General features: G+C 67.4%; 17 protein-coding genes. 12 read left to right on the top strand and 5 right to left on the bottom strand.

The features are described from left to right. Positions 1-17: 17 nt before the first annotated feature. From VFY73_RS06645 to VFY73_RS06630, 4 genes are all read right to left on the bottom strand, one after another. Positions 18-1,307 (bottom strand): hypothetical protein, encoded by a 1,290-nt coding sequence (locus tag VFY73_RS06645; RefSeq protein WP_329717139.1) that lies wholly within the window; start codon positions 1,305-1,307, stop codon positions 18-20. A gap of 825 nt (positions 1,308-2,132) precedes the next feature. After that, positions 2,133-3,593 (bottom strand): carotenoid oxygenase family protein, encoded by a 1,461-nt coding sequence (locus tag VFY73_RS06640; RefSeq protein WP_329717138.1) that lies wholly within the window; start codon positions 3,591-3,593, stop codon positions 2,133-2,135. A 136-nt stretch (positions 3,594-3,729) separates the two neighbouring features. Next, positions 3,730-4,902 (bottom strand): low temperature requirement protein A, encoded by a 1,173-nt coding sequence (locus VFY73_RS06635; RefSeq protein WP_329717137.1) that lies wholly within the window; start codon positions 4,900-4,902, stop codon positions 3,730-3,732. A gap of 75 nt (positions 4,903-4,977) precedes the next feature. Then, on the bottom strand, positions 4,978-6,027 hold the full coding sequence (locus VFY73_RS06630; RefSeq protein WP_329717136.1) for a toll/interleukin-1 receptor domain-containing protein: 1,050 nt from the start codon (positions 6,025-6,027) through the stop codon (positions 4,978-4,980). A 142-nt stretch (positions 6,028-6,169) separates the two neighbouring features. Here VFY73_RS06630 and serB point away from each other — a divergent pair, with 142 nt between their 5' ends. From serB to VFY73_RS06600, 6 genes are all read left to right on the top strand, one after another. Then, a complete protein-coding gene (gene serB / locus VFY73_RS06625; RefSeq protein WP_329717135.1) occupies positions 6,170-6,880 on the top strand; it encodes a phosphoserine phosphatase SerB in 711 nt (236 codons plus the stop codon). Between the two features lie 243 nt (positions 6,881-7,123). Then, entirely contained in the window at positions 7,124-8,989 is a 1,866-nt protein-coding gene (locus VFY73_RS06620) for a hypothetical protein (RefSeq protein ID WP_329717134.1), read from the top strand. Positions 8,990-9,108: 119 nt separating this feature from the next. Then, entirely contained in the window at positions 9,109-10,284 is a 1,176-nt protein-coding gene (locus VFY73_RS06615; RefSeq protein WP_329717133.1) for a sensor histidine kinase, read from the top strand. Positions 10,285-10,292: 8 nt separating this feature from the next. After that, positions 10,293-11,435, top strand: coding sequence for a histidine kinase (locus tag VFY73_RS06610; protein WP_329717132.1), 1,143 nt, complete (start codon positions 10,293-10,295; stop codon positions 11,433-11,435). Next, entirely contained in the window at positions 11,432-12,190 is a 759-nt protein-coding gene (locus VFY73_RS06605) for a LytTR family DNA-binding domain-containing protein (protein ID WP_329717131.1), read from the top strand. The genes VFY73_RS06610 and VFY73_RS06605 overlap by 4 nt, the downstream gene beginning before the upstream one ends. A gap of 292 nt (positions 12,191-12,482) precedes the next feature. Further along, positions 12,483-13,418 (top strand): hypothetical protein, encoded by a 936-nt coding sequence (locus tag VFY73_RS06600; protein ID WP_329717130.1) that lies wholly within the window; start codon positions 12,483-12,485, stop codon positions 13,416-13,418. Between the two features lie 200 nt (positions 13,419-13,618). Here the strand turns inward: VFY73_RS06600 and hrpA are convergent, their stop codons facing one another. After that, positions 13,619-17,665, bottom strand: a complete 4,047-nt coding sequence (hrpA, locus tag VFY73_RS06595) for an ATP-dependent RNA helicase HrpA (RefSeq protein WP_329717129.1) — start codon at positions 17,663-17,665, stop codon at positions 13,619-13,621. Between the two features lie 134 nt (positions 17,666-17,799). Here hrpA and argA point away from each other — a divergent pair, with 134 nt between their 5' ends. The 6 genes from argA (at position 17,800) to rpoD (ending at position 25,618) form a co-directional block, all read left to right on the top strand. Further along, positions 17,800-19,140 (top strand): amino-acid N-acetyltransferase, encoded by a 1,341-nt coding sequence (gene argA, locus VFY73_RS06590; protein WP_329717128.1) that lies wholly within the window; start codon positions 17,800-17,802, stop codon positions 19,138-19,140. Positions 19,141-19,190: 50 nt separating this feature from the next. Next, positions 19,191-19,463: an oxidative damage protection protein gene (locus VFY73_RS06585; protein WP_329717127.1), complete on the top strand. Its 273-nt coding sequence runs from the start codon at positions 19,191-19,193 to the stop codon at positions 19,461-19,463. A 133-nt stretch (positions 19,464-19,596) separates the two neighbouring features. Beyond that, positions 19,597-20,607 (top strand): extracellular solute-binding protein, encoded by a 1,011-nt coding sequence (locus VFY73_RS06580; RefSeq protein ID WP_329717162.1) that lies wholly within the window; start codon positions 19,597-19,599, stop codon positions 20,605-20,607. Positions 20,608-20,684: 77 nt separating this feature from the next. After that, the gene (locus VFY73_RS06575; RefSeq protein ID WP_329717126.1) at positions 20,685-20,990 is read left to right on the top strand and encodes an H-NS histone family protein; all 306 of its coding nucleotides are present in this window, start codon (positions 20,685-20,687) and stop codon (positions 20,988-20,990) included. Positions 20,991-21,126: 136 nt separating this feature from the next. Continuing rightward, positions 21,127-23,016 (top strand): DNA primase, encoded by a 1,890-nt coding sequence (gene dnaG / locus VFY73_RS06570; RefSeq protein ID WP_329717125.1) that lies wholly within the window; start codon positions 21,127-21,129, stop codon positions 23,014-23,016. A gap of 334 nt (positions 23,017-23,350) precedes the next feature. Further along, positions 23,351-25,618 (top strand): RNA polymerase sigma factor RpoD, encoded by a 2,268-nt coding sequence (rpoD, locus tag VFY73_RS06565; protein ID WP_329717124.1) that lies wholly within the window; start codon positions 23,351-23,353, stop codon positions 25,616-25,618. The last annotated feature ends 40 nt before the right edge of the window (positions 25,619-25,658 follow it).

Genomic DNA, 25,658 nt, shown 5'->3' with positions numbered 1-25,658 from the left:
GCTCAGCGACAAACGCGCTACTTGGTCGACCAGCGGGCGTAGGCCTGCCGGTCTCGCTCGCGCCCGAAGACCACGTTTCGCGCATTCACCGGCGCGGTCGCACCACAGCTCCCGGCGTCTGCGGTCAGGCGGAACGTCGCGGCGATCCAGCCGTAGCGAGACGGTTCATACGGCCGAACGGTGAGGTAGTCGCCCCACCGGCGCGTTCCGTCCGAGTTGAGGCAAGGGTTGCCGGCCCCGTTGGTCAGGAAGCTGTAGGCCCACGGCTGGGCCGGCGAGATGTCGTCGTCCACCATGACACCGGTTGCCGGGTAGTAATGCGAGCCCCCCGTGCCGCCGCCCCAAGCGAAGACCATACCCACGTGGCCACGGGCATCCGGTGCCAGGTCGGGGTACAAATGCGCCGCCCAACTGCCCCAGAACTCCGATGCACCGAGATAGCCGAGGTCCGACGCGCGGAAGTACACGCGGCGGATGTACGGGAACGGGTGCACGTTGTCATTCTTAGCATTGAAGGCAAAGCCGACGATCGCGTCGTTGGGGTTCTCTGGCCTGCCCAGCGAGGGGATGCCCAGGTATCCGCCACCTGACATCCTCGAGTCGGTTCGCTGACACCAGTTGAGCACGACGCCGTCCGCACTGCCACAGTTCTGGCCGCTGTTGACGAACATGAAGGTGAAGGCGTCGATCGACCGGTCGTACCAGGAGTACGAACCCGAGTTGTCACTCCACCTCAGGATGCGGAAGGTGCTGCCCAACGTCAGGTCGGTCGTCCAGTTCGTGCCCCAGTACATCGTGTCGCCCGCAGCCTGGACGAACGCGTTCGCGAACTCGCTGCTGCGGTAGACCCAGCTGTAGCCGAACCCCGCACAGCCCGTCTGCGCGTCGATCGGTGTTCGAAAGACCAGCGATCCGGCCGATGCGCCGGTGTTCGTGTACACGTTGGTACTGACGTAGACGAAATTCGTGCTCACCGCCATGTGGTTGTAGTCGAACACATAGTTGGACGGCAGCCCGAAGCTCGCGGGGCTCCAGTTGTAGTAGCACCAGCCCACCATGTCCTGGCCATCCGAGTTGGCCAGGGTCAGATGGTCGGAGTACTGCAGCAGCCAGAAGACCCGGTCGTGGCTCGAGTCGTACACAGTGACCTGATCGCAGCAGAACCCGGACCCGAACAGCGAGAACGGGTCGAGGTAGGTCCAGCTGCTGGCCGCGCCGTTGTTGATGGAGCGAGCGGCATACCAGTTGCCGACGGCGAAGATGTACTTGCCGTTGTTCGCCGTGCTCGGCTCATTCACTGCCGACATCAGCCCGCCTGCCGGCAGGCTGCTTTGGCGATAGATGGCCAAGTCGGTGGGTGCCTCGGCCGACTCCGACTTGAATTGGGTGGAAGGCCCGATGGGCCCTCGTACATCGCCTCGATAGACACCACCCGCGTGCAGCGGAATGGGCCCGGGCCGCGGCGAAGCGGCCTGGGCCGCGATCGCTTGCCGATACTCGAAATCGGACGGCGTGGGGGGGTGCTATAGGTCACCGCCCACGCGTGCGCGGCAGGGCCCGTCGTGCCTGTGCCGGCTGCCGCCGTGCCGCTGGCGCCCTTGGGCAAAGCCGTTGTCGGGATGTTTTGGGCCGATACCGGCTGCAGGGGCAGCATCAGCCCCCAAAACAGCACGGCGCCCACCTTTGCGGCGAACCCGGTGCCGCAACGCCCTGTCCATATCCAACTCCGCATGGCAACCTCCCGTTCAAGGAGCACAGAGGAGCTACAGGCCGATCAGCGCATCGCCTGTCGCGCGTTGATCGGGGTGGGGTCGGTCACTCGGTCGACTTCGTGCCGACGCGGCGCTGATTGCCAGCGCTCCTCGGTCCAGCCATCAGCTCGCCGCGAAGCACTCTAGGCCGATGGGCATCGCGCATTCATCGTCATCATTGATGACGGGATGGGCCATGAAAACCCAATGCCGAGCGGCCGGCGGACGTCGGCGCGCCCTATTGCCCGTGGCGCGACAAGGCTTTGCAGGTCTCGGCACTTTTCGTGCCTCTGGCGCGAATCGACGATCTTGCCCGGGTCTCGGACCGCTTCGGCCACGACTGCGGTGCTGAAGGGCCCCGCCGGCCGGCGGCCAACCCGCTCAGCGCGGCTGAAACGCCGCATGAAAACCGAAGGGGACGACCTGCGGCGCCTCCACCATCGCCAGGCATTCCATGCGGCGCGGGTCGAGCACCGCGATCTGGGTGGTCATGTCGTCATCGGCCAGCGTCGGCACCAGCAGCACGCCGTCGCCCTCTTCCACACTGCCGGATCGTGGCACGAACAAGGGCTCGAGCTGGATCGCGTTCGGTCGTTGCCATTCCTTGCGTTCGCGGCTGGCCAGGTCGATACGCACCGTACGGTCGAGGAAGTGCGAGCGATCGGCGGGATCGAGGCCCGCGCCCCAGGCCCAGCGGGCCGGCCCATCGACGATCTTGGCCGGGTCGATCTGCGGCAACTCGAAGGCCTCGCCGATCGGCTGCGCCTCGGCATCGGCCCGGCCAGGGCGCAGGCGGTAGCGCGCCAGCCGCGGCACGGCACGCTGCTCGACGCTGCTGCGTAGCGAGTCCAGCCGCAGGTCCTCGAAGATCGTCGCGTCCGGGTAGTCGCACAGGTCCAGCACCAGATCGTCGCCATCTTCATACGCCTGCGCAGCGTGGAAGGCCATGATCGGCGGAATCTCCCAGCGCCGGGTGGCCCCGTCAGCCAGCGAAATGGCGTGGATCGCCGAGCCGCCGCTGGGCTCCCAGTGGAAGTTGTGGATGTACGGCCGGCGCGTGAACAGGAAGCCCAGCGGCTGCACGCGCATCGCCGTTTCCCACAGCAGCACATGCCCGCGGCTGCGGGCGAAGGCGTGCAGGTAACCGGCCTTCTTCACCGGGATCGCCGCGATGACTTCGCGCCGCGTCGTGCCCGCGCGAATGCGGAACAGCCTGTAGATGCATTTCGGCCCCAGTTCGACGCCAACGTTCCAGTAGTCGCCGTGGTCGTCGGTCATGCCGTGGGCCGCCATCAGCGGCATGTCCAGCTCATCGTCGGGTTTCAGCTCGCCGAGCGTGGCCAGGCTGTCGGGGTCGAATTCGGTCAGGTGCTGGCTCTCGGTGCAGGCAATCCAGCGCCCGCCGATGCGCGACATCACCACCGCCGGGTTGTCGGTGCTGCGCGGGTGGAAGAAGTGCGTCAGGCGCCGCAGCCAGGGCTCGGAGTCCGGCGTTTCGAACTCGCCGAGCACCGGGCGGCCGGCCGCTTGCGCCTGGGTGTAGGCCTGGCTGCGCACAAAGCGGCTGCGGTAGACCACCCGACCTTCGGCAAAGCGCAGGCGATGCAGCATGGCCAGGCCGTCGAACCAGTGGGTGTAGCGGCCCTGGGGCAGGTCCCACATCGCCGGGCCGTTCAACAGCAGTTGGCCCTGCAGCCACAGGGGCAGCTTGCCGTGCACGGCGCAGGCGGTGTCACCCAGTTCGCGAGCGCCGGTGAAGAAGCCGCGCAAACGGCTCAAGGGTGTGGTGGGGGACGGGGTGTCGACGAACGGCGTGGTGGTGGATTCGAGGACAGCGGACATGGGCGGTTCCTTTCTGACCTGGCTGCACGCGGCGCTGCGGCTACCCGGGTTCTACGCGCCCCATCGGCGTCTGGATGCCGGGGGAACCACCTACCGGCGGCCGAGAACGCGACCACAGCGGCACGGCCGGCCTGGCTCAGGGCCGGCGCACCGCGACGTATTCCCACGCCGCCACGATCACCAGGACCGTGGTCGTCGCCGCGCCCAGCATCAGCGCCGACGCCCAATGCAGCGCCGCCGGCACGGCCAGCAGCGCCAGCAGCACCAGGCCGACAAGGTGCGAGAACGGCGGCAGGCGCCGCGTGCTGGTCGCCCACTTGAAGGCCGCAGTGCCCGCCAGGTAGATCGCCGGCCCGCCGAGGATGGCGAACAGTGCCGGTAGCTCGGCATGGTCGGGGTGGACCAGCACCAGCTCGTCGGCCACCGCGCAGACCACGATGCCGGCGACGATCAGCAGGTGCATGTAGGTGTAGGCGTTGCGCGCCTGCCGGCCGGGCTGCGCCGAATGCGCCATGTGGTGGTGCGCACGGGTGGCGCCGGTGTCGAAGTAGATCCACCACATCGCCAGCGTGCCGATGAAGGCGGCCAGCGCACCGCCGAGGGTCGCGGCCGACCAAGGCGTGTTGGCCACCGTGGCACCGGTGATCAGCAGCGATTCGCCGAGCGCGATGATGACGAACAGCGCGCAGCGCTCGGCCATGTGGTTGGGGTCGATGTCCCAGTCGGAGAGCACCGATCGGCCGAGGCCGGGCGTCCAATAGAACAGCAGCGGCGCAGCGGTTTCCACCGCCAGCGCGAGGGCCCACCAGGCCAGGCGCTGCTGCGGCTCGGCCAGGCCGCCGGCGATCCAGCACGCCGAGGCCATCGACAACCAGACCATGATGCGCAAGAAGCCGCGCCGCAACGACTGCCGCTCGCCACGCACTGCCCACAGCACGAAGACGTTGCGGCCGATCTGCTGCGCGGCATAGGCCAGCGCGAACACCAGCCCCGCCTCGCCGAACGCCTTGGGGATGGCGGCCGACATCACGAGCCCGGCGCCCATCAGCCCGAACAGCGCCAGCCGCACCGGCAGGCGCTCGGGATCCAGCCAGTTGGTGACCCAGGAGGTATAGATCCACACCCACCAGGTGCCGACCATCATCACGCCGACCTGCACGGCGCCCAGTGGATCGAGCCGGGCCAGCAAGGTGTGCGACAGCTGCGTCACCGCGAAGACGAAGACCAGGTCGAAGAAGAGTTCGACCATGCCGACCTTGCCGCTGTCGTGGGTGCCACGCGTGCGCAGCCAGGAGGTGATGCCATTCATGGCCGCGCATGCTGCCACAGCGCGCCCGGCCCGCTGGTGACAGCGTCGGCCGACGGCCTCCGAGACTGCGTAGGCTCAGCGGAAGAACTGCGCCGGGAACTGGCCGTTCGGGCCTGCGCACAGGCCGGTGAAGCTGCGCATGTCCGACGCGCCCTGCATGTTGCACACCAGGTTGCCGAGCACCACGCCGTTGAGCTGCATGCTCATCTGCAGGCGCAGCAGGTTGCCGTCCAGCTCGCCGCGGCCGTTGCCGATGTTCTGGCCGTTGGCTTCGGCGGTGAAGCGCAGCTCGGTGCCCTCCTGCTGGAAGTGGTAGGTCTCGCCGCTGGAAGTGCGCCACAGGCCGGCCAGGCGGGGCAGCGTGGTGGACGCGGGCCGGGAGTCGGCCACGGTGTTGACGACCGGGTCCGCCACCGCCTCGGACGGCTGCTGCACACGCATCTGGCTGGGCATCTGGGCGGTGCCCAGCGTGGCCGGGTTGAACACCGCGACGCCGTCGCCGCTCTCACCGGTGTCGAACTCGGACCACCAGCCGGCGACCACCACGGCCACGCCGGCCATCGCCCACCAGCCCCAATGCGGCTGCTTGCGTGGGGTGGCCGGCTGGGCTATGGGCAGGACAGGTGGCGCAGCGGCGGTGCGCCGGGGAGTCGCGCGCTGCAGCCCCTTGATGCGGCCCAGCTTGTCGACCAGGCCTTGCATGTCGCCGCGCCAGCGGGTGTCCGACAGCTCGACCTGCTGGCGGTTGGTCAGCTCGCGCAGATCGGGCGGCAGTTGGTCGGCGCGCGGCAGCGGGGTGTCTTCCAGCAGCACCGGCACGACGCGGATGTCGCGGCGCAGCGCGGTGGCGATCTCTTGCCGCGTCCAGTCGTTGTCTTGCTCCAGCCGGCGCTGGCCCTGCGCGTCGCGCGCGTCCAGCCATTGCGGGCCGATCACCACCAGCATCACCACGCAGGAGCCGAGCGCGCGCTCCAGCGCCTGCTCGAAGTTGACGCCGATCTCGATGCCTTCGATGTCGCGGAAGATGTTTTCTTCGCCAAATGCAGCGGCCAGCTCGTCGGCCAACCGGCCGGCTGCGTGGCGCGAATCGGCGCGCCGGTAGCTGATGAAGATGCCGCTGCTCATGAGGCGGTCCTTCCAGGGCTGCTGCGATACTCGTGCTCGGTGCCCTGCGCGCAGTCTAGTCACCTTGCGCCGCCGCAGCCACCCAAGTATTGGGGACACCCCTCCCCCATGTCTGACCCGCCTCGCCCTGCCCCGTTTGCCGATGACCGCCACCGAATTCGCCCCCGGACTTTTCACCCGCGGCATCACGCCGCCGCTGGCCTTGGCCGATTTCAAGCTGGTGGCCTTCGACATGGATTCGACGCTGATCGACATCGAATGCGTCGACGAGATCGCCGCGGCAGCCGGCCGCAAGGCCGAGGTGGCGGCCATCACCGAGGCCGCGATGCGCGGCGAGATCACCGATTTCAAGGACAGCCTGCGCCGCCGCGTGGCGTTGCTCAAGGGGGTGGGCGAGCAGGCGTTGCACGACGTCTACGTGCAGCGGCTGAAACTGAACCCCGGCGTCGAGGCCTTCGTGCTGGCCTGCCGCGCAGCGGGGCTGAAAACGCTGCTGGTGTCGGGCGGCTTCACCTTTTTCAGCGACAAGGTGCGCGCACGGCTGCAGCTGGACTTTGCCCGAGCCAACGTGCTGGAGGTGGTGGACGGCCAGCTCACCGGCCGCATGGTCGACCGCCCCTGGGGCGACATCGTCGACGGCGCCGAGAAGCGCCGCGTGATGCTCGAGGTGTGCGAGCTGATGGGCATTTCGCCCGAGCAGGCGATTGCGGTCGGCGATGGCGCCAACGATCTGCCGATGATGGGCGCGGCCGGCCTGTCGATCGCCTTTCACGCCAAGCCCGCGGTGCGCGAGCAGGCGATGCTGTCGATCGAGCAAGGCGGCATGGAGCGCGCGCTCGAAGTGCTGCGCTGACCGGCAGCCCAGCCGCACGGCTGGCATTCGCCGCCGTACCGATCCGGCCGGTGGCTGCCGCATGGCGCGACCGGCCACGCTTTCACCCCTAGCACGTCGGTTCTTCTAGGCTCCTTCGCCGCGCCCGTTGGGGATGGGGCCGCGGCGCCCATGCGCCTACCTTGTGTACCCGGTGTCCGCCTGCCCGTTGTGGGGCGAGATGCACCGGCATTCGCCGAGTCCATCCACACAGGGAGCCGCATCATGGGTTACTACCTCAAGGGCACGCTGAAAGGCGCGCTTTGTTCCGATTGCATCGAACCGCTGCAGGGCCTGGTCCTGAAGGCCTACGCCTTGGCCCCGGGGCGCGACGTGGCGGCACTGGCCGTCGCCCGCACCAAGGACACTTTCGAAGGCGTGGCGGACGCCGACCGTGACGCCAAGGCCGGCCGCCTGCTGGCTGAAGCCACGATCGACGCGAACGGCAACTACACGCTGGACTTCAGCAAGGCGCCGAACTACAAGGGCGAGGCTGTCGAGCTCGACCTGTACTGCGCCACCGTGCCGCGGCGCAAGAACCAGGAGAAGCTGCCGCCGCCGATGCAGTTCACGTTGACCGTCGTGCAGCCGATGTGGCGCGAGATCCGGGACGACCGCATTGCCGCGTGGGACTACACGATCCCGTACCGCATCTGGTGCGGCATCCGCGGCCGCTTTGGCGCATGGGTCATCTGCGGCCAGGTGCGCCATTGCGAGACGCAGTCGCCGATCGGCGGGGTGCGGGTTCGCGCTTTCGACGTCGACTGGCTGCAAGACGATGCGCTGGGCGACGGCGTGACCGACGGCACCGGCCACTTCCGCATCGACTACATGGCGAGCGACTTCACGCCGACGATCTTCCCGTGGCTGAACCTCGAATGGACCGGCGGGCCCGACCTGTACTTCAAGGTCGAGACGCTGGGCGGCGTGCCGCTGCTGGCCGAGCCACCTTCGCGCGGCCGTGATTCCGACCGCGAGAACGCGGGCCCCTGCTTCTGCGTGGACCTGTGCACCGGCGAGCAACCGCCGGTGACCGAGCCCTTGCCGGTGTTCACCCGGCTGGGCGGCTACCCGTACGTGGGCGGCATCCAGAGCGCGGTGCCGGGCAGCGGCCTGACCGTGGGCGACAACCGGGCGTTCTATTCGACCGTGCGTTTGAACGGCATCCTGAGCAAGACCCTGAGCGGCCAGCCGATGGAGTACCGCTTCGAGTACCGAGAAACCGCCGCCGACGGTACCCTGCCCGGGCCGTGGATTCCCGTGGCCACGACGCAGTTCGCCGCCACCATGCTGGGTGAGGTGGAACGCTTCGCACCAGACTTCCCCGGCGACGAGAACCCGATCAAGACGCACCCGATGGTGGCCGACCCGGGCACGCCGGTGGCCGGGCCCGGCAATGCTGCCATCGTGGACGGCTGGATCCAGGTGCCGCAGTTCAGCGACTACAACGCGCCCAACGGCTACTTCGTGCCCAACGGCAACATGCTGAACGTGATCACCCCTGCCCTGGTGCCGCAGCCGGCACTGAACATGATCAATGTGATCGCCGGCGAGAGCAGCACAGCGCATGGCGCAGCGCTCGCGCAAAACCGGCACATCTCGCTGCGCATGAAGGTACGAGTGGTTGGACAGCCCGCCACCGAGGTGGCTGCGGGCACCTGCTTCCACGTGGCGATCGAGAACACGGTCTACAACAACGTTCACAAGGGCGGCTCGTGGGCGCCGGTGGATCTGCCGGACCAGCTGTGCGCCTGCTCGGTCGACTCGCTGCAGTTGCGTGCCGGCGGCTGCGCGGGGCTCAACGCCGCGCTGGACGTGCTGTTCACTGCGGCGCACCCGAACCTGGGCGCGGTTGGCGTCCGCATGAACGGGCCGGGCGGGCCATATGGCTTCGGCATGCCGGCGCCGTTGGACCCGGCTGACCAGTTCGGCCAGGCGATCAACGGCGCGCCCCCGCCGGGCGGCGGCTGGACCTTCAACGCCTTGGACGACTGTGCGTACATCGTCAAGCTGACGGCCCATCTGCTGTTGACCACCGGTGATTCGTCGCCGCTGCCGGTGCAGGACGAGATCGCGTTCTGCAAGAAGTAACCCTGGTGTGAACGGGAGGGCCGCGGCATCGGTCGCGGCCCTCCCGGCTTCGTCCGGGCTGCGGGCGGCTTCGTCGCGCCGGCCCCCGCATCCCCCTGGGGCGGCCGACAATCCGGCCCATGACGCCACCACCCACCGCTCTGGATGCCGCCCCCACACGCTGGGCGGCCTTTCGGCGGGTGGTCACCCTGCCCCACGTGGCAGCGGTGTTCTACCTGGCCTTCGTGCTGGCGCTGTCGCGCGCGATTGCCTGGCGCACCGGCGACGAAGCCTGGGACGCCTGGTTCTTCAAGCTCGCGCTTTTCACCCGGCAGTCGCTGATCAGCGGCGTGACCATCCTGCTGTGCGCCGGCGCGGCCGAAGCCGTGCTGACCCGCGCACGCCCCTCGCCGCCGGCGGCCTGGGGCGTGCGTGCGCTGGCCATCCTGGTCGGCACCTCGGCTGGCGCGATCTTGCGCTTTGCAGTGACCTACGCACCCGAGTTCACCGAGCCCTTCTGGTGGTGGTGGTTCGTCTACACCTGCGGCCTGTGGTGGCTGCTCGGATGCACCGGCTATGTGCTGCTGCAGCTGGCGCTGGCCGAGCGTGCCGCGCAGGAGCGGCTGGCGCAGGCGCGCCTGTCGCGCGAGGCGCTGGCGGCCCAGCAGATGGAGGCCGAGCTGTCAGCGCTGCAGGCCCAGATCGAGCCGCACTTCCTGTTCAACACGCTGGCGACCGTGAAGCGGCTGTACGACGTGGCGCCTGGCAGGGGGCGCGACATGCTGACGAGCCTGATCGCCTACCTGCAGTCGGCCCTGCCTGGCATGCGCAGCCAGCGGGCCTGCCTGGGCGACGAGCTCGAGCGCGTGCGCCACTACCTGGCCATCCTGCAGATGCGCATGGGCGAGCGACTGCGCTTCGAGATCGACGCCCCGGCCACGCTGCACGATGCCGAGATGCCGCCGATGGTGATTGCCACGCTGGTCGAAAACTCGATCAAGCACGGGCTGTCGCCGCTGCCCGAGGGGGGGCAGCTGCACATCAGCGCCCGGATCGACACCGATGGCCGGCTGGTGGTGGACGTGTTGGACGACGGCCGGGGGTTCGTCGGCGCCGGCGGCTCCGGCGTGGGCCTGGCCAACACCCGCGCCCGGCTCGCAGCGCTGTACGGCAACGAAGGCACGCTATCGCTCGAAGCGACGCAGCCGCGCGGCGTGCTGGCCCGCGTCAGCCTGCCGTTGCGGCGGGTGGCGCCAACGCCGGCTGCCGCCGCAGCTTCGTCGGGCCTGGCGAGCGAACCGGTAGCGGTGCCATGAGCCGGGTGATGGACGTGCCCCCCGCGGCCGCGCCGACGGGCATCCCCGTCGTGGCCTGGCTGGGCCACCTGCTGCGGTCCTGGCGTTCGGTGCGGGGGGTCGAGATCGCCGGCTTCATCGCGCTGGGCCTGCTATACGGCGCGGTCGACCTGACTTCGCTGGCCGAGGCGACAGAAATCCAACGGCCCTGGGCCCTGTTCTTCCGCCTGCTGCTCTCGCCCGCGTTGTGCACCGCGGTGCTGCTGCTGGCCTGGCTGCCGGTGGATCGCAGTTCGCTGGCGTGGCGTGGTCGCCCCCACGCGCTGGTGGTGGCGACGCTGCTGGGCAGCCTGGTGGCCGTGCCACTGATGTGGGCCGTGCCTGAATGGCTGGGCCTGCCGACGCTGCAGGAGCTGTGCGCCCCCAAGTGCAAGCCGTACACCCTGCCGCTGTGGCAACGCTTCTCGGGCGACTTCCTGTCGGTGCTGCTGCCCGGCGCGCTGGCGATCGCCGTGGTCGAGATGCTGCGACGGCGCTGGCGCTCGCAAGCGCTGCTGCAGTCGCTGGTCGAAGAGCAGGCCGCGCTAGGGCGCCAGGCGATGGCGGCGCGCCTGGCCGCGATGCAGGCCCAGGTCGAACCACGCTTTCTGTTCGATGTGCTGGTCGACGTGCAACAGCAGTACGCGCTGGGCCAGAGCGACAACGCCGCCGAGCAATTGGAGCGCTTGATCCACCACCTGCGCGTCGCGCTGCCGCGGCTGCGGGACCAGAACGTGACGACGCTGGACGCCGAAGCGGCGCTGCTCGGCAGCTACCTCGCGCTGCGCCAGGGCCTGCAGCGCCAGCCGGTGGAACTGGTGGATGAACTGCCGCCGGCCCTGCGCAGCGCACCCTTGCCGGGGATGCTGTTGTTGCCCCTTTTGCAGCGTGCGCTGCGTTTGGCACCGAACGAGCTACCGCCGCGGGTGGTGCTGCGCGCGCAGCGCGGCACGCTGGCCAATCCGGCCGCATTGCAGGTCTTTCTGCAGGTCAGCGCCACCGGCCTGTGCGGCGACGACGCCGAGCTGGCCGCACACCGCGATCGCCTGCGCGTGCTGACCGGCGACGCCGCCGGCCTGCGCTGTCACGACATCGACGGCACCACCCGATTCACGTTGACCTTGCCCTCATGAAGCACCCCACCGCCATCGTGGCCGAAGACGAGTCGACCCTGCGTGCCGAATTGATCGAGCAGATCGGCAGGCTGTGGCCCGAGCTGAGCATCGTCGGCGAAGCGGCCGACGGCGTGCAGGCCCTGCGCCTGCTCGACGAGCTGCGACCCGACGTGATGTTCCTCGACATCCAGATGCCGGGTGCCACCGGCCTCGAGGTGGCGCGCCAGGCCAGCGGCCGCAGCCGTGTGGTCTTCGTCACCGCCTACGACGAGCACGCAGTGGCCGCGTTCGACCATGGTGCGGTCGACTACCTGCTGAAGCCGCTGCAGCCGGCGCGCCTGTTCACCGCCATCACCCGCGTCAAGGAACGCCTGGGCGAGGCGCCGAGCGACCTGGGCGCGGTGCTGGATCGGCTGGCCGCGCTGCCGGCCGCGGCGCAGGCGCGCCAGCATTTGCGCTGGATCAACGCATCGGTCGGCCAGACATTGAAGCTGATCACTGTCGACGAAGTGCTGTACTTCCAGGCCGACAACAAATACACCCGCGTCGCGCTGCGTGAAGGCGAAGCGCTGATCCGCAAGCCGCTGAAGGAACTGGTCGAAGAACTGGACCCGCAGCTGTTCTGGCAGATCCATCGTTCGACGCTGGTCAACGCCACCGCGATCGCCGGCGCCAGCCGCGACTTCCGCGGGCGCCTGCAGCTCAAGCTCAAGGAGCGCAACGAGACCTTGCTCGTGGCAGAGAGCTACGCCCATCTGTTCAAGCAGATGTAGAGGCCCTGGCCAGCCTCGCCGCTGGCCCTCGGCGAATGGGCCGCTGCCGTGCAGCGCGGCCTGCCGAGTCCTCGGATGCTCAATTTGTTAGCACCCTTGGGCAGATGTAACCACTGTGCATGGTGGCCGCCGAATCACGGCCAGTTCCAGCTTTTGCTTCCTTATCCACATCGACGCGACGTCGATGAGGCGGCTGTCGCCTGACTCGCTTCTTCTGGTGTTTTGAGCTGAGTGGGGCGCGATCCAGCGCTTGGTGGTCCGTCGGGCCCGGCGCTGACGCCAAGGAAGACTCATGCCACTCATCTCCAAGTCGCTGTGGGCCGCTGCCGCCGTATTCGCCGCTGGCTTCACCCCGGTTTCTTCACAAGCACTGACCGAAATTCAAGGCGCCACGCCCCCCGGCTACAACGCCAGCTGCAACTGCTACCGCGCCGTGCCCTACGGCTCTGCCACGTGGCTGGAGCCGACCACCCGCAAGATGGCCCGCCAGGTGATGGACATCTGGATGCCGACGGGCTTTGGTGGCCCGCGCCCGATCGTCTACTACGGTCACCCGAACGGCACCAGCAACTTCATCGCCTACGACAAGACCGCCGGCTCGCTGTACAGCCGCTTCGTCAAGCCGCTGACCGACCAAGGCTACATCGTCGTCTCGTACGAATTCCGGCACCCGGTCGTCAACTACGTGGCCGGCAGCCCCGCCCCGCGTTACGACATCCAGAAGGCCATCAACTACTTCACGAGCCAATACACCGTGGGCCTGAACGCCGATCCGACGAACTCGTTCATCACCGGCCAGTCGCGCGGCGGCGGCCTGGGTTTGCTGACGGCGCTCACCGGCAAGTTCACCAACGGCACCACGGTGCGTGCGCTGTGGACGTACCAGGCGCAAACGACCTTCAACTGCAACGAGATGGCGAACGACTTCGTACTCGAGAACGAACGCTCGCAGTTCCTGAGCCAGTGCACGGCCGTGCCCGGTGCCGGCTCGTCGCTGCAATCGGTCAGCGTGTCGGCGCCGCCGGTGCACGCGGCCTACGACCGCCCCTTCAGGATGGAGCTGGTGCACGCGTCGGACGTCGATGTGCACTACCCGGACTTCGGCTACCAGCTGTGCCGCCGCTACCAGGCCGAAGCCACCGAGAGCGCGTGCCAGGCGACGCCCAGCGTGGCCGGTGACACCGCGTGGGTCGGCATGGCTGACTACTTCAACGCCCATCGGCAGTAAGGCCTGCGGCGCGTCGATCCGAGTCGATCTGGTGCGGGCCCGACGGCAGCGTCGGGCCCCTTTTTCATGGTCGACATGACATGCCCGTTGGGCAAATGTCAGTCTCGCCGAAAGGTCCAGCCTCAGCTTGAGGAACGTTCTTTTGGCTTCGACATGACATGCCCGTTGGGCAAATGTCAGTCTCGCCGAAAGGTCCGGCCTCAGCTTGAAAGCTGAGCCCAGACCTTTTCGAGACGCTTCACGGACACGGGCTGGGGCGTGCGCAGCTCTTGCGCGAACAGGCTGATGCGCAGCTCTTCGAGCAGCCAGCGGAACTCTTCCATCCGCGGGTCGGCCTGGCCCTTCAGGTCGGCCAGGCGGCGCTGGTAGCGCTGCTCCATCGGGCGCAGCTCGGCCAGGCGCTGCGCGTCGCGTACGGGGTCGGCGCGCAGCTTGTCCAGCCGCATCACGATGCCCTTCAGGTAGCGCGGGAAGTGCTGCATCTGCGCCCACGGGCTTTGGGCGACGAAACGCTTGGGCACCAGGCGCTGCAGTTGCGCGTTGATGTCGTCGGCCACGTCCTTCGGTGGCTTGCTGTCCTTGAGCTTGCGCACGGCCGCCGCATATTCGACCAGCACCGTGCCGGCCATGCGGGCCACTTCTTGCGCGATCAGGTTCAGCCGCGCGCGGCCTTCGTCGATGCGCTTGGTGAAGGCCATCGCGTCCTGCGGCAGCGGATCCTGCAGGAAGGCGCGGTCCAGCGCGATGGCGATGATCTGGTCACGCAGCTCCTCGATCGTCCCCAGCGGCATGTAGGCCACGGCCATCTTCTGCAGATCCGGGATGTTCTTTTCAAGGTACTTCAGCGGCTCCTTGATCTGCAGCGCGACCAGGCGCCGCAGGCCGGCACGGTGCTGGGCCGCAGCCACGTCGGGCTCGTCGAAGACCTCGATCTCGACGTGCGCGCCCTTGTCGATCAGCGCCGGAAAGCCAATCAGCGTCTGGCCCTTCTGGCGGATCTCCATCAGCTCGGGCAGCTCGCCGAAGGTCCACGCGGTGTAGCGCGCGGGCGGCGTGTCGGGCGCTGGCGGCGGCGCCTTGACCACGGCCGCAACGCCACGCGACGGCGCAGCCGGCGTCGCAGACGGGGCGGGTGCCGGCGGCGGTGCATCGGGCCGCTTCAAGGCCGCCAGGGCCTGGAAGGCCGAGCGCGCCTGGCCGCCCCACTCTGCCTTCAGCGTCGCCAGCTGCCGGCCCATGCCGAGCTGTCTGCCATGCTCGTCGACGATGCGGAAGTTCATGAACAGGTGCGGCGCCAGTTGCTCGAGCTTGAAGTCGTTGCGCTGCACGGCCAGTTGGGTGCGTTCGCGCACGGCCTTCAGCAGCGCGTCCATCAGCGGGCCCTGCGCGAAGGTCGTCGTCTCGCAGAATTCGGCCGCGTAGTCGGGCAACGGCACCAGGCGTGAACGCGGCCGCTGGTGCAGGCTCTTGATCAGCGCCAGCACCTTGCCTTCGAGCATGCCGGGCACCAGCCACTCGCAGCGCTCTTCGCTGACCTGGTTCAGCGCGTAGATCGGCACGGTGACGGTGACGCCGTCCTTCGGGTCACCCGGCTCGTGCAGATACGCCGCAGCGCAGTCCACGCCGCCCAGGCGGATCGTCTTCGGGAAGGCCGAGGTCGTGATGCCCGCGGCCTCGTGGCGCATCAGCTCTTCGCGGCTGAGCATCAGCAGCTTGGGCTGCTTCTTCAGCTCCTCGCGGTACCAGCGCTCGAAGCTGGCGCCGCTGACCACGTCGGCCGGCAACTGCTGGTCGTAGTAGGCGTAGATCAGCTCGTCGTCGACCAGCACGTCCTGCCGCCGGGCCTTGTGCTCCAGCTCCTCGACCTGGGCAATCATCTTGCGGTTGTGGGCCAGGAACGGCAGCCGGGTCTCCCACTCGCCCTGGACCAGCCCCTCGCGGATGAAGATCTCGCGCGCGGCCCTCGGGTCCACGTTGCCGAAATTCACGCGGCGGTTGGCGTAGACAACGATGCCATACAGCGTGGCGCGCTCGAGCGCGATCACCTCGGCTGCCTTCTTCTCCCAGTGCGGCTCCAGCAGCTGCGTCTTCAGCAGATGGCCGGCGATCGGCGCGATCCACTGCGGCTCGATCGCCGCAAGGCCACGGCCGAACAGCCGCGTCGTGTCGACCAGCTCGGCGGCGATCAGCCAGCGGCCCGGCTTCTTGCTGAGGTGCGCCCCCGGGTGGCGCCAGAACTTGATGCCGCGCGCGCCGAGGTACCAATCGTCGTCATCGGCCTTCAAGCCGATGTTGCCGAGCAGGCCGGCGAGCATGGCCAGGTGCACCTGCTCGTAGGTGGCAGGCGTGGCGTTCAGCCGCCAACCGTGCTCGGCGACGACGGTCTGCAGCTGGGAGTGGATGTCGCGCCATTCGCGCACCCGGCGCGGGTTGACGAAGCTCTCGCGCAGGCGTTGCTCCTGCTGGCGGTTGGTGAGCTTGTGGCTGTCGATCCTCTGTTCCTTCGCCCCGGCGTGGCCGTGAACACCGCGCCCTTCCTCGATCCACTTCCATAGCTTCAGGTAGCCCATGAATTCCGACTTCTCGTCGTCGAACTTCTTGTGCTTCTCGTCGGCAGCCTGCTGGTGTTCGAGCGGGCGGTCGCGCACGTCCTGCACGCTCAAGGCGCTGGCGATGATCAGCACCTCGGACAGCGACTGGCGCTCGCGCGCTTCGAGGATCATCCGGCCAACGCGCGGATCCAGCGGCAGCTTGGCGAGCTCCCTGCCGATCGGCGTCAGCTCGTTGTCCTCATCGACCGCACCCAATTCGGCCAGCAGCGCGTAGCCGTCGGCAATCGCCTTGCGAGGTGGCGGCTCGAGGAACGGAAAGTCTTCGACCAGCCCCAGGTGCAGCGCCTTCATCCGCAAGATCACGCCGGCCAGCGACGAACGCAGGATCTCGGGGTCGGTGAAACGCGGGCGGCTGGCGAAATCCTTCTCGTCGTACAGGCGGATGCAGATGCCGTTGGCGACGCGGCCGCAGCGGCCCGCGCGCTGGTTCGCCGCGGCCTGGCTGACCGGCTCGACCTGCAATTGCTCGACCTTGTTGCGGTAGCTGTAGCGCTTGACGCGCGCCAGGCCCGCGTCGACCACGTAGCGGATGCCGGGCACCGTCAACGAGGTTTCGGCCACGTTGGTGGCCAGCACGATGCGCTTGCCGCCGCCGGTCTCGAAGACGCGGTCCTGCTCGGCCTGCGACAGGCGGGCGAACAACGGCAGGATGTCGGCGTTGCGGTGCAACGGCTGGTGCGCCAGGTGCTTGCGCAGGTGGTCAGCCGCCTCGCGGATCTCGCGCTCGCCGGGCAGGAAGACGAGGATGTCACCCGAGCCTTCGCGCCAGAGTTCGTCGACGCCGTCGGCGATCGCGTTGTTCAGATCGAACTCGCGACTCTCTTCAAAAGGACGCCAGCGCTGCTCGACCGGGAAGGTGCGGCCGCTGACCTGGATCACCGGCGCGGGACCACGCGCGGAGGCGAAATGGTTCGCGAACCGATCGGCATCGATCGTCGCCGAGGTCACGATGATCTTCAGGTCGGGCCGCCGCGCCAGCACTTCTTTCAGGTAGCCGAGCAGGAAGTCGATGTTCAACGAGCGCTCGTGCGCCTCGTCGATGATCAGCGTGTCGTAGGCCTTCAGCAGCGGGTCGGTCTGCGTCTCGGCCAGCAAGATGCCATCGGTCATCAGCTTGACCGAGGCGCCGGGCTGCAGCCTGTCCTGGAAGCGGACCTTGTAGCCGACCACCTCGCCGAGCGGCGACTTCAACTCATCGGCGATGCGCTTGGCCACCGAGCTGGCGGCGATACGGCGTGGCTGGGTGTGGCCGATCAGGCCGGTGCCGCCGGCGCCGAGGCCGCGGCCCAGTTCGAGCGCGATCTTCGGCAGCTGGGTGGTCTTGCCCGAGCCCGTCTCGCCGCAGACGATGACGACCGGGTGCTCGGCGACGGCACGCGCGATCTCCTCGCGCCGCGATGAGACCGGCAGCGACTCGGGATAGGTGATCGGCGGGACCGGGTTGGCGATGACCTGCCGCGGCGGGCGCGGTGGGCGCTGTGGGTTGGACCCACGGTCCGGCCGCGGGCCGGCGGGCCGTTCCTGCTGCGGACGAGCGGCGCCTTGCGGCTTGGTGTCGGCGCGACCTTCCGGCTTGGTGCCGTTCGGGCCTTCAGGCGCGGCGCCCGATGGACGTTCTGTGCGAGGGGATGACATGAAGGGGCCGGATTATCCGCGCACCCCTGGCCCCCTACGGTCCTTCGGCCCGGTCCCCCCGAGGGGGAGCGTTCGCCTTGGGGCGGCCCTGCGACGAACCCTGCGGCACAATCGGTCCACACATCTTTCGCCCCATGGACCTCGTCTTTCCTCACACCTTCGTGCCCTGGTTTCGATCGGTGGCGCCCTACATCCACGCCTACCGCGGAAAAACCTTCGTCGTCGGCATCACCGGCGAATTGGTGGCCGCCGGCAAGCTGGCCTTCTTTGCGCAGGACATGGCGATCCTACACGCCATGGGCGTGCGGCTGGTGCTGGTGCACGGCTTTCGCCCCCAGGTGAACGAGCAGCTCGCGGCGAAGGGGCAGACCGCCCGCTTCTCGCACGGCATGCGCATCACCGATGGCGTGGCGCTCGACTGTGCGCAAGAAGCCGCCGGCCAGCTGCGCTTCGAGATCGAGGCTGCGTTCTCGCAAGGCCTGCCGAACACGCCGATGGCCAACTCGACCGTGCGCGTGGTCTCGGGCAACTTCCTCACCGCGCGGCCCGTGGGCATCATCGACGGCATCGACTTCCAGCACAGCGGCGTCGTGCGCAAGGTCGATTCGGCCGCGATCCGCAAGTTGATCGACATTGGCGCGATGGTGCTGCTGTCGCCGTTCGGCTTCTCGCCCACCGGTGAGGCCTTCAACCTGTCGATGGAAGACGTGGCCACCCAGACAGCCATTGCGCTGCAGGCCGACAAACTGGTCTTCATGACCGAGGTGCCCGGCATCCACGAAGACCCGAACAACCCCGAGACGCCGGTCGACACCGAGCTGGCGCTGGCCGATGCCGAGCGCCTGCTCGCCGCGCTGCCGGCGCCGATGCAGCCGACCGACGTCGGGTTCTATCTGCAGCACTGCGTGAAGGCCTGCGACGGCGGCGTCGAGCGTTCGCACATCCTGCCGTTCGCCACCGATGGAGCGCTGCTGATGGAGGTCTTCACCCACGACGGCATCGGCACGATGGTGGTCGACGAAAAGCTCGAGAGCCTGCGCGAGGCCGGCTCCGACGACGTTGGCGGCATCCTGCAGCTGATCGAGCCGTTCGAGCGCGACGGCACGCTGGTCAAGCGTGACCGCACCGAGATCGAACGCGACATCGCGAACTACACCGTGATCGAGCACGACGGCGTGATCTTCGGCTGTGCGGCGCTCTACCCCTACCCCGAAGCGCGCACCGGCGAGATGGCGGCACTGACCGTCTCGCCACAGGTGCAAGGCCAGGGCGACGGCGACAAGATCCTCAAGCGGGTCGAGCAGCGTGCCCGCACGATGGGGCTCGACTCGATCTTCGTGCTGACGACCCGCACGATGCACTGGTTCATCAAGCGCGGCTTCGCCCCGGTCGACCCCGACTGGCTGCCCGAGGCGCGCAAGCGCAAATACAACTGGGACCGGCGCTCGCAAGTGCTGGTCAAGAAGCTCGGCTGACAGGCCGCCGCTTCGTTCGCAACATTCTCACTTTTTGCTGGAGACGCCCGATGGCCCGCACCGTTCAATGCACCTACCTGAAGAAAGAAGCCGACGGCCTCGACTTCGCGCCCTACCCGGGCGAGTTGGGCAAGCGCATCTACGACAACATCAGCAAGGAAGCCTTCGAACTCTGGAAGAAGCACCAGACCATGCTGGTCAACGAAAACCGGCTGAACCTGGCCGATGCGCGGGCCCGCCAGTACCTGGCACGCCAAATGGAGCAGTTCCTCTTCGGCGGCGGCGCGGACCAGCCGACCGGCTACGTTCCGCCCACCACCTGATCTGAATCAACGTGCAATTGCGAACCATTCGCGTTTATCGGCTAGACTGGCGCCAGTTGATTGACTGACACGTCTGGAGTTTCGAATGCGCTTGGTTCCCCGCTTGGCGGCCTCGGCCGCCCGTTTCGCATCCATGGCCGCTGCGGCCGCCATGCCCCTGGCCACGCAGGCGCAGGAAAACGTGCTGAATCTGTATTCCGCGCGCCACTACCAAACCGACGAAGCGCTCTACGACAATTTCACCAAGGCCACCGGTATCAAGATCAACCGGGTGGACGCGGATGACGCCGGCATCCTGGCGCGCCTGAAAAGCGAAGGCAGCGCCAGCCCGGCTGACGTGATTCTGCTGGTCGATGCCGCCCGCCTGTGGCGCGCCGAGGTCGACGGCCTGTTCCAGCCAGTCCAGGACAAACTGCTGGAATCCCGCATTCCGGCTCATTTGCGCGGCAAGAACGATGGCCAGGGCTCACAATGGTTCGGCTTCTCGACCCGGGCTCGCGTCGTCGTCTACAACAAGCAGGTAGTCGCGCGTGACGATGTGGATACCTACGAAGAACTGGCCGACCCGAAAAACCGCGGCAAACTCTGCACCCGCTCTGGCTCGCACCCCTACAACCTGTCGCTGTTCGGCGCGATGATGGAGCACCTGGGTCCGGTCAAGACCGAGGCCTGGCTGAAGGGCCTGGTGTCCAACATGGCCCGTCCACCCAAGGGCGGTGATACCGACCAGATCAAGGCGGTTGCCAGCGGCGAATGCGCCATCGCAGTGACCAACAGCTACTACCTGGCCCGCCTGATGCGCTCGGACAAGGCCGAAGACAAGGCCGTGGTCGACCAGATTGCCGTCGTGATGCCGAACCAGGCCACCACCGGCACCCACGTCAATATCGCGGGCGGTGCGGTGGCGCGTCATGCCAAGAACCGCGCCGCGGCCGTGCGTTTCCTCGAATACCTCGCGAGCGATGCAGCCCAGTCCTACTTTGCCAACGGCAACAATGAATGGCCGGCCGTGCCGGGCTTGAAATTGGCAAATCCGGCACTGGACAAGCTGGGTACCTTCAAGACCGAATCGGTGCCCATCTCGGTGATCGGAATGAACCAGGTCAAGGTCCAGCAAATGCTCGACCGGGTCGGATATAAGTGATTACCTGAGGGCAACGTAGCGGCGGTAGTTCCTGCGATATCATGCGACCGCCCTCCGGGTATCTCAGGAGCTTTCGCATGGAATCGATTCAAGAATTGCTGGCCCAAAAGGCGACCCTCGAAAAGAGGATTGCCGAAGCCCAGCGCTCGGCCAAGGCTGACGCCATTGCCAAGGTCAAGGCCTTGATGGCCGAATATGGCCTGACCGCCGCTGACCTGGCCGGCAAGACGCCCGTGGCCGCCAAGGCCGAAGGTGCCAAGAAGGTTGCGCCCAAGTACCGAGACCCGGCCAGCGGCCAATCCTGGACCGGCCGCGGCCTGAAGCCCAAGTGGCTGCAAGCGGCGCTGGCCAGCGGCAAGTCGCTCGACGACTTCGCCATCTGAGCGCATTCGAGCGCACCGCCGGTGCCGGCTAGGGCCGGCGCTGTGCGAAGATCACCCACCCGCATCGGGGCAGCTTCGGCTGCCCCGATGTCGTTTCCGCCACGCCTCCTGCCCGCCTTCTTTCGAAATCCGTCTTGTGATCCCGTCAGGCTTCATCCAGGAACTGCTGGCCCGCACCGATGTGGTCGGCGTCGTCGGCCGTCACGTCGAGTTGAAGAAGGCCGGCATCAACTACAAGGGCCTGTGCCCTTTCCATGGCGAGAAGACCGCCAGCTTCACCGTCAGCCCGACCCGCCAGACCTACCACTGCTTCGGCTGCGGCGCGCACGGCGACGCGATTCGCTTCCTCACCGAGCATCACGGTCTGAGTTTTGTCGAGGCGGTGAAGGATCTCGCACAGGAGGCCGGCCTGGTGGTGCCGGAAGACGAAGCCACCCCGCAAGAACAAGCCCAGGCCGCGCAAGCGCGCGAGCAGCAAGTCACCTTGATCGATGTGTTGGAGAAGGCGGCCGAGCACTACCGCCGTCAGCTGAAAGGCAATCAGCGGGCCGTCGGCTACCTGAAGGGTCGCGGTCTGACGGGCGAGATCGCCGCGCGCTTCGGCCTCGGCTATGCGCCCGAAGGCTGGCGCACGCTGGCCAGCGTCTTCCCGCGCTACGATGACCCGACGCTGGCCGAGTCCGGCATGGTCATCGTGCAAGGCGAGGATGAGGCCGAGCAGAAGCGCTACGACCGCTTTCGTGACCGGATCATGTTCCCGATCCGCAACGTCAAGGGCGAAACCATCGCCTTCGGCGGCCGGGTGCTGGACAAAGGCGAGCCGAAATACCTGAACTCGCCGGAAACCCCGATCTTCGTCAAGGGCCGCGAGTTGTACGGCCTGTACGAATGCCGCGCCGGCCTGCGCACCAAGGGCTATGCGCTGGTCACCGAGGGCTACATGGATGTGGTCGCCCTGGCCCAGCTTGGGTTTCCCAACGCCGTGGCCACGCTCGGCACGGCGTGCACCGCCGACCATGTGCACAAGCTGCTGCGCTTCACCGAGCAGGTGGTGTTCAGCTTCGACGGCGACGCCGCCGGCCGCCGCGCCGCCGGCCGCGCGCTGGAAGCCGCCCTGCCCCATGCGACCGACACGCGAAGCTTCCGCTTCCTGTTCCTGCCGCCCGAGCACGACCCGGACAGCTACGTGCGCGAATACGGTGCCGAGGCGTTCGAAAGCTTCGTGCGCAACGCTGTGCCGCTGTCGCGCCAGCTGCTGGACCATGCCGCCGCCGACTGCGACCTGACCACGGCCGAGGGCCGCTCGCGCATGCTGTCGCAAGCCAAGCCGCTGTGGCAGACGCTGCCGGAGGGCGCACTGCGCCTGCAGCTGCTGAGCGAGCTGGCCATTCGCGGCGGCCTGCCTGCCGAGGAGCTGGCGCGCTTGTGGCAGCTGGGCGGCACCCGCTCGCGCGAACGCGACCACGGCGACGGTGAAGGCGCCGGCGAATCCCAGCCGCGCCGCTCGTTCGGCGGCGGCGAGCGCAAGGGCCGCTGGAAACGCCGCGACGAGAACGACGACGGCCTGCCGCGCCCGCAAGGCCGCCGCCAGCCGCCCAAGCGGCCCGAAGACCGCGTCGTGCAGATGCTGTTCGGCCAGCCGGGCTGGTGGAACGACCTGCCCGCCGACGAGCATGATCTGCTGCACCAGTTGCCGGCACCCCACGGAGCGCTCATCGCCTGGTTGGAACGCGAGCTGGCCGAGCATGGCGTGCGGCCCTGGGCCGTGATCCGCGAAGCGCTCGAGGAAGACGACAGCCTCGACAACGAAGCCCGCGCGCTCGCCGATGGCGACGCAGATCCGGGTGCCACACCGGCCGATTTGCGGCGTGCGATGGACACCGTGCTGGTGCGCGAACTGGGTGACCAGATGAAGCACCTGATCGCCGAGGCAGCCACCCGGCGCGAGGCGTTGACCGAGTATCGACAACTCGAATCGCGCTGGAAGGATGCCAAGGCGCGTCTGGGCACCAGTTCTCAGGATTAGCCCTCTGGCGTACCCGGCACGAGATGTGCATTGTGGGTACAATCCATGTTTCAGCGGCAAGAGTGACAGCAGCACCTCCGGACCCGGCCCCCCGCGACACGGGGCAATCACAGGCCAACTCCCCCGCCAGGACTGCAATTCAAGACGTTCACGACAACTTGCCTGCCCGATCCGTGCCGCCGCCTTTGTCCTCGGTGGCCGGTGGGCGATTTGTTCCGCCTGATTTGCCGTTTCGCGCTGGTGAGCCGCGTGCTCTTGCAGCGTGGCCGGCAAGAGGTTGCGCAAATCCCCCGGGCCATCGAAGGATCAGCTCATTGAGATTGAGAACCTCTGCATGACCGCGAAGAAGCCTGCTGCCGCTGCAACCCCCGCTGCCAAGACCGCCACCGCCAAGCCGACGTCGGCCGCACCGGCCAAACCCGCTGCGAAGGCGGCGGCCAAGGCGAGCGCTGCAGTGGAAGATCCCAAGAAGGCGGCGGCCAAGGGCAAGGCGGGCAAGCCGGCGGAAGACGACGACGTCAAGGGCAAGAAGGCCAAGAAGGGTGGCAAGGCTGAACCCGCGGCCAAGAAGGCCGCAGAGGTCGAAGAAGACCTGGCCGACATCGAAGCCGACCTGGAAGGTGAAGTCGAAGCCGAAGTGGCCGAGGCAGAAGTCGAGGAAGGCGAAGACAAGCCCAAGGCCAAGCCGCTGCGGATGAAGGTCTCGCGCGCCAAGGAGCGCGCGCTGATGCGTGAATTCGGCCTGGACGAAACGGCGCTGACCGAAGAAGAGGTCGCCAAGCGCCGCCAGGAGCTGAAGACGCTCATCAAGATGGGCAAGACGCGTGGCTACCTCACGCACCAGGAAATCAACGACCACCTGCCCGAAAAGTTGGTCAACGAGGAAATCCTCGAAGCCATCATCTCGATGCTCAACGACATGGGCATCGCGGTCTATGAGCAGGCCCCGGACGCCGCCACGCTGCTGATCGCCGGTGGCGCCACCTCCACTGCCACCGAAGAAGAAGCCGAAGAAGCGGCCGAAGCCGCGCTGTCGACGGTCGACTCGGAATTCGGCCGCACGACCGACCCGGTGCGCATGTACATGCGCGAGATGGGCTCGGTCGAGCTGCTGACGCGCGAAGGCGAAATCGAGATCGCCAAGCGCATCGAAGGTGGCCTGCAGGCCATGATGCTGGCGATCTCTGCGTCGCCGACGACCATTGCCGAGATCCTGGCGATGGCCGACCGCATCGCGGCGGGCGAAATGCAGATCTCCGAAGTCGTCGATGGCTTCGTCGCCGAAGACGAGGCCGACGACTACGTGGCCGAAGAAGACTTCGACGAATTCGACGAGGAAGACGACGACGACGGCAATGGCGGCTCGAAAGCGCTGACCAAGAAGCTCGAGGAGCTGAAGAGCCAGGCGCTAACCAAGTTCGGCGAGCTGCGCATCCACTTCGACAAGATGCGCAAGGCTTTCGAGAAGGAAGGCTACCAGTCGCAGTCGTACAACAAGGCCCAGCACGCCATCAGCGACGACCTGATGACGATCCGCTTCACGGTCAAGACGATCGAGAAGCTGTGCGACATCCTGCGTTCGCAGGTCGACGATGTGCGGCGCTACGAGCGTGAGATCCGCAAGATCGTGGTCGACAAGTGCGGCATGCCGCAAGACCACTTCATCAAGACTTTCCCGCCGAACGCGCTGAACTTGAAGTGGTCGGAAAAGGAAGCCCAGGCCGGCAAGCCCTACAGCACGGTGATGACGCGCAGCCTGCCTGCCATCCAGGAGCTGCAGCAGAAGCTGGTCGACCTGCAGGCGCGCGCCGTGGTGCCGGTCGATGACCTCAAGCGCATCAACCGCCGCATGAACGAGGGCGAAAAGGCCTCGCGCGATGCGAAGAAGGAGATGATCGAGGCCAACCTGCGCCTGGTGATCTCGATCGCGAAGAAGTACACCAACCGCGGCCTGCAGTTCCTCGACCTGATCCAGGAAGGCAACATCGGCCTGATGAAGGCGGTCGACAAGTTCGAATACCGCCGCGGCTACAAGTTCTCGACCTACGCCACGTGGTGGATCCGCCAGGCCATCACCCGTTCGATCGCCGACCAGGCGCGCACCATCCGCATCCCGGTTCACATGATCGAGACGATCAACAAGATGAACCGCCTGTCGCGCCAGCACCTGCAGGAATTCGGCTTCGAGCCGGACGCCCCGACGCTGGCCGAGAAGATGGAGATGCCCGAGGACAAGATCCGCAAGATCATGAAGATCGCCAAGGAACCGATCTCCATGGAAACGCCGATCGGCGACGACGACGATTCGCACCTGGGCGACTTCATCGAGGACACCAACAACACCGCGCCGATCGAAGCCGCCATGCAGGCGGGCCTGCGCGACGTCGTGAAGGACATCCTCGACAGCCTGACCCCGCGCGAAGCCAAGGTGCTGCGCATGCGCTTCGGTATCGAGATGTCGACCGACCACACGCTGGAAGAAGTCGGCAAGCAGTTCGACGTGACCCGCGAACGCATCCGCCAGATCGAAGCCAAGGCCATCCGCAAGCTCAAGCACCCCAGCCGCTCGGACAAGCTGCGCACTTATCTGGACAACATCTGATCGTCTTGCGATCGGATGTTGAGCGGGCGACTGCCCGCTG

Origin of the sequence: Ideonella sp. (assembly GCF_036277275.1) — a bacterium.
GTDB lineage: Bacteria > Pseudomonadota > Gammaproteobacteria > Burkholderiales > Burkholderiaceae_C > Ideonella.
Note: the sequence above shows the minus strand (reverse complement) of the source record. Positions and strands in the feature narration are given on the sequence as shown.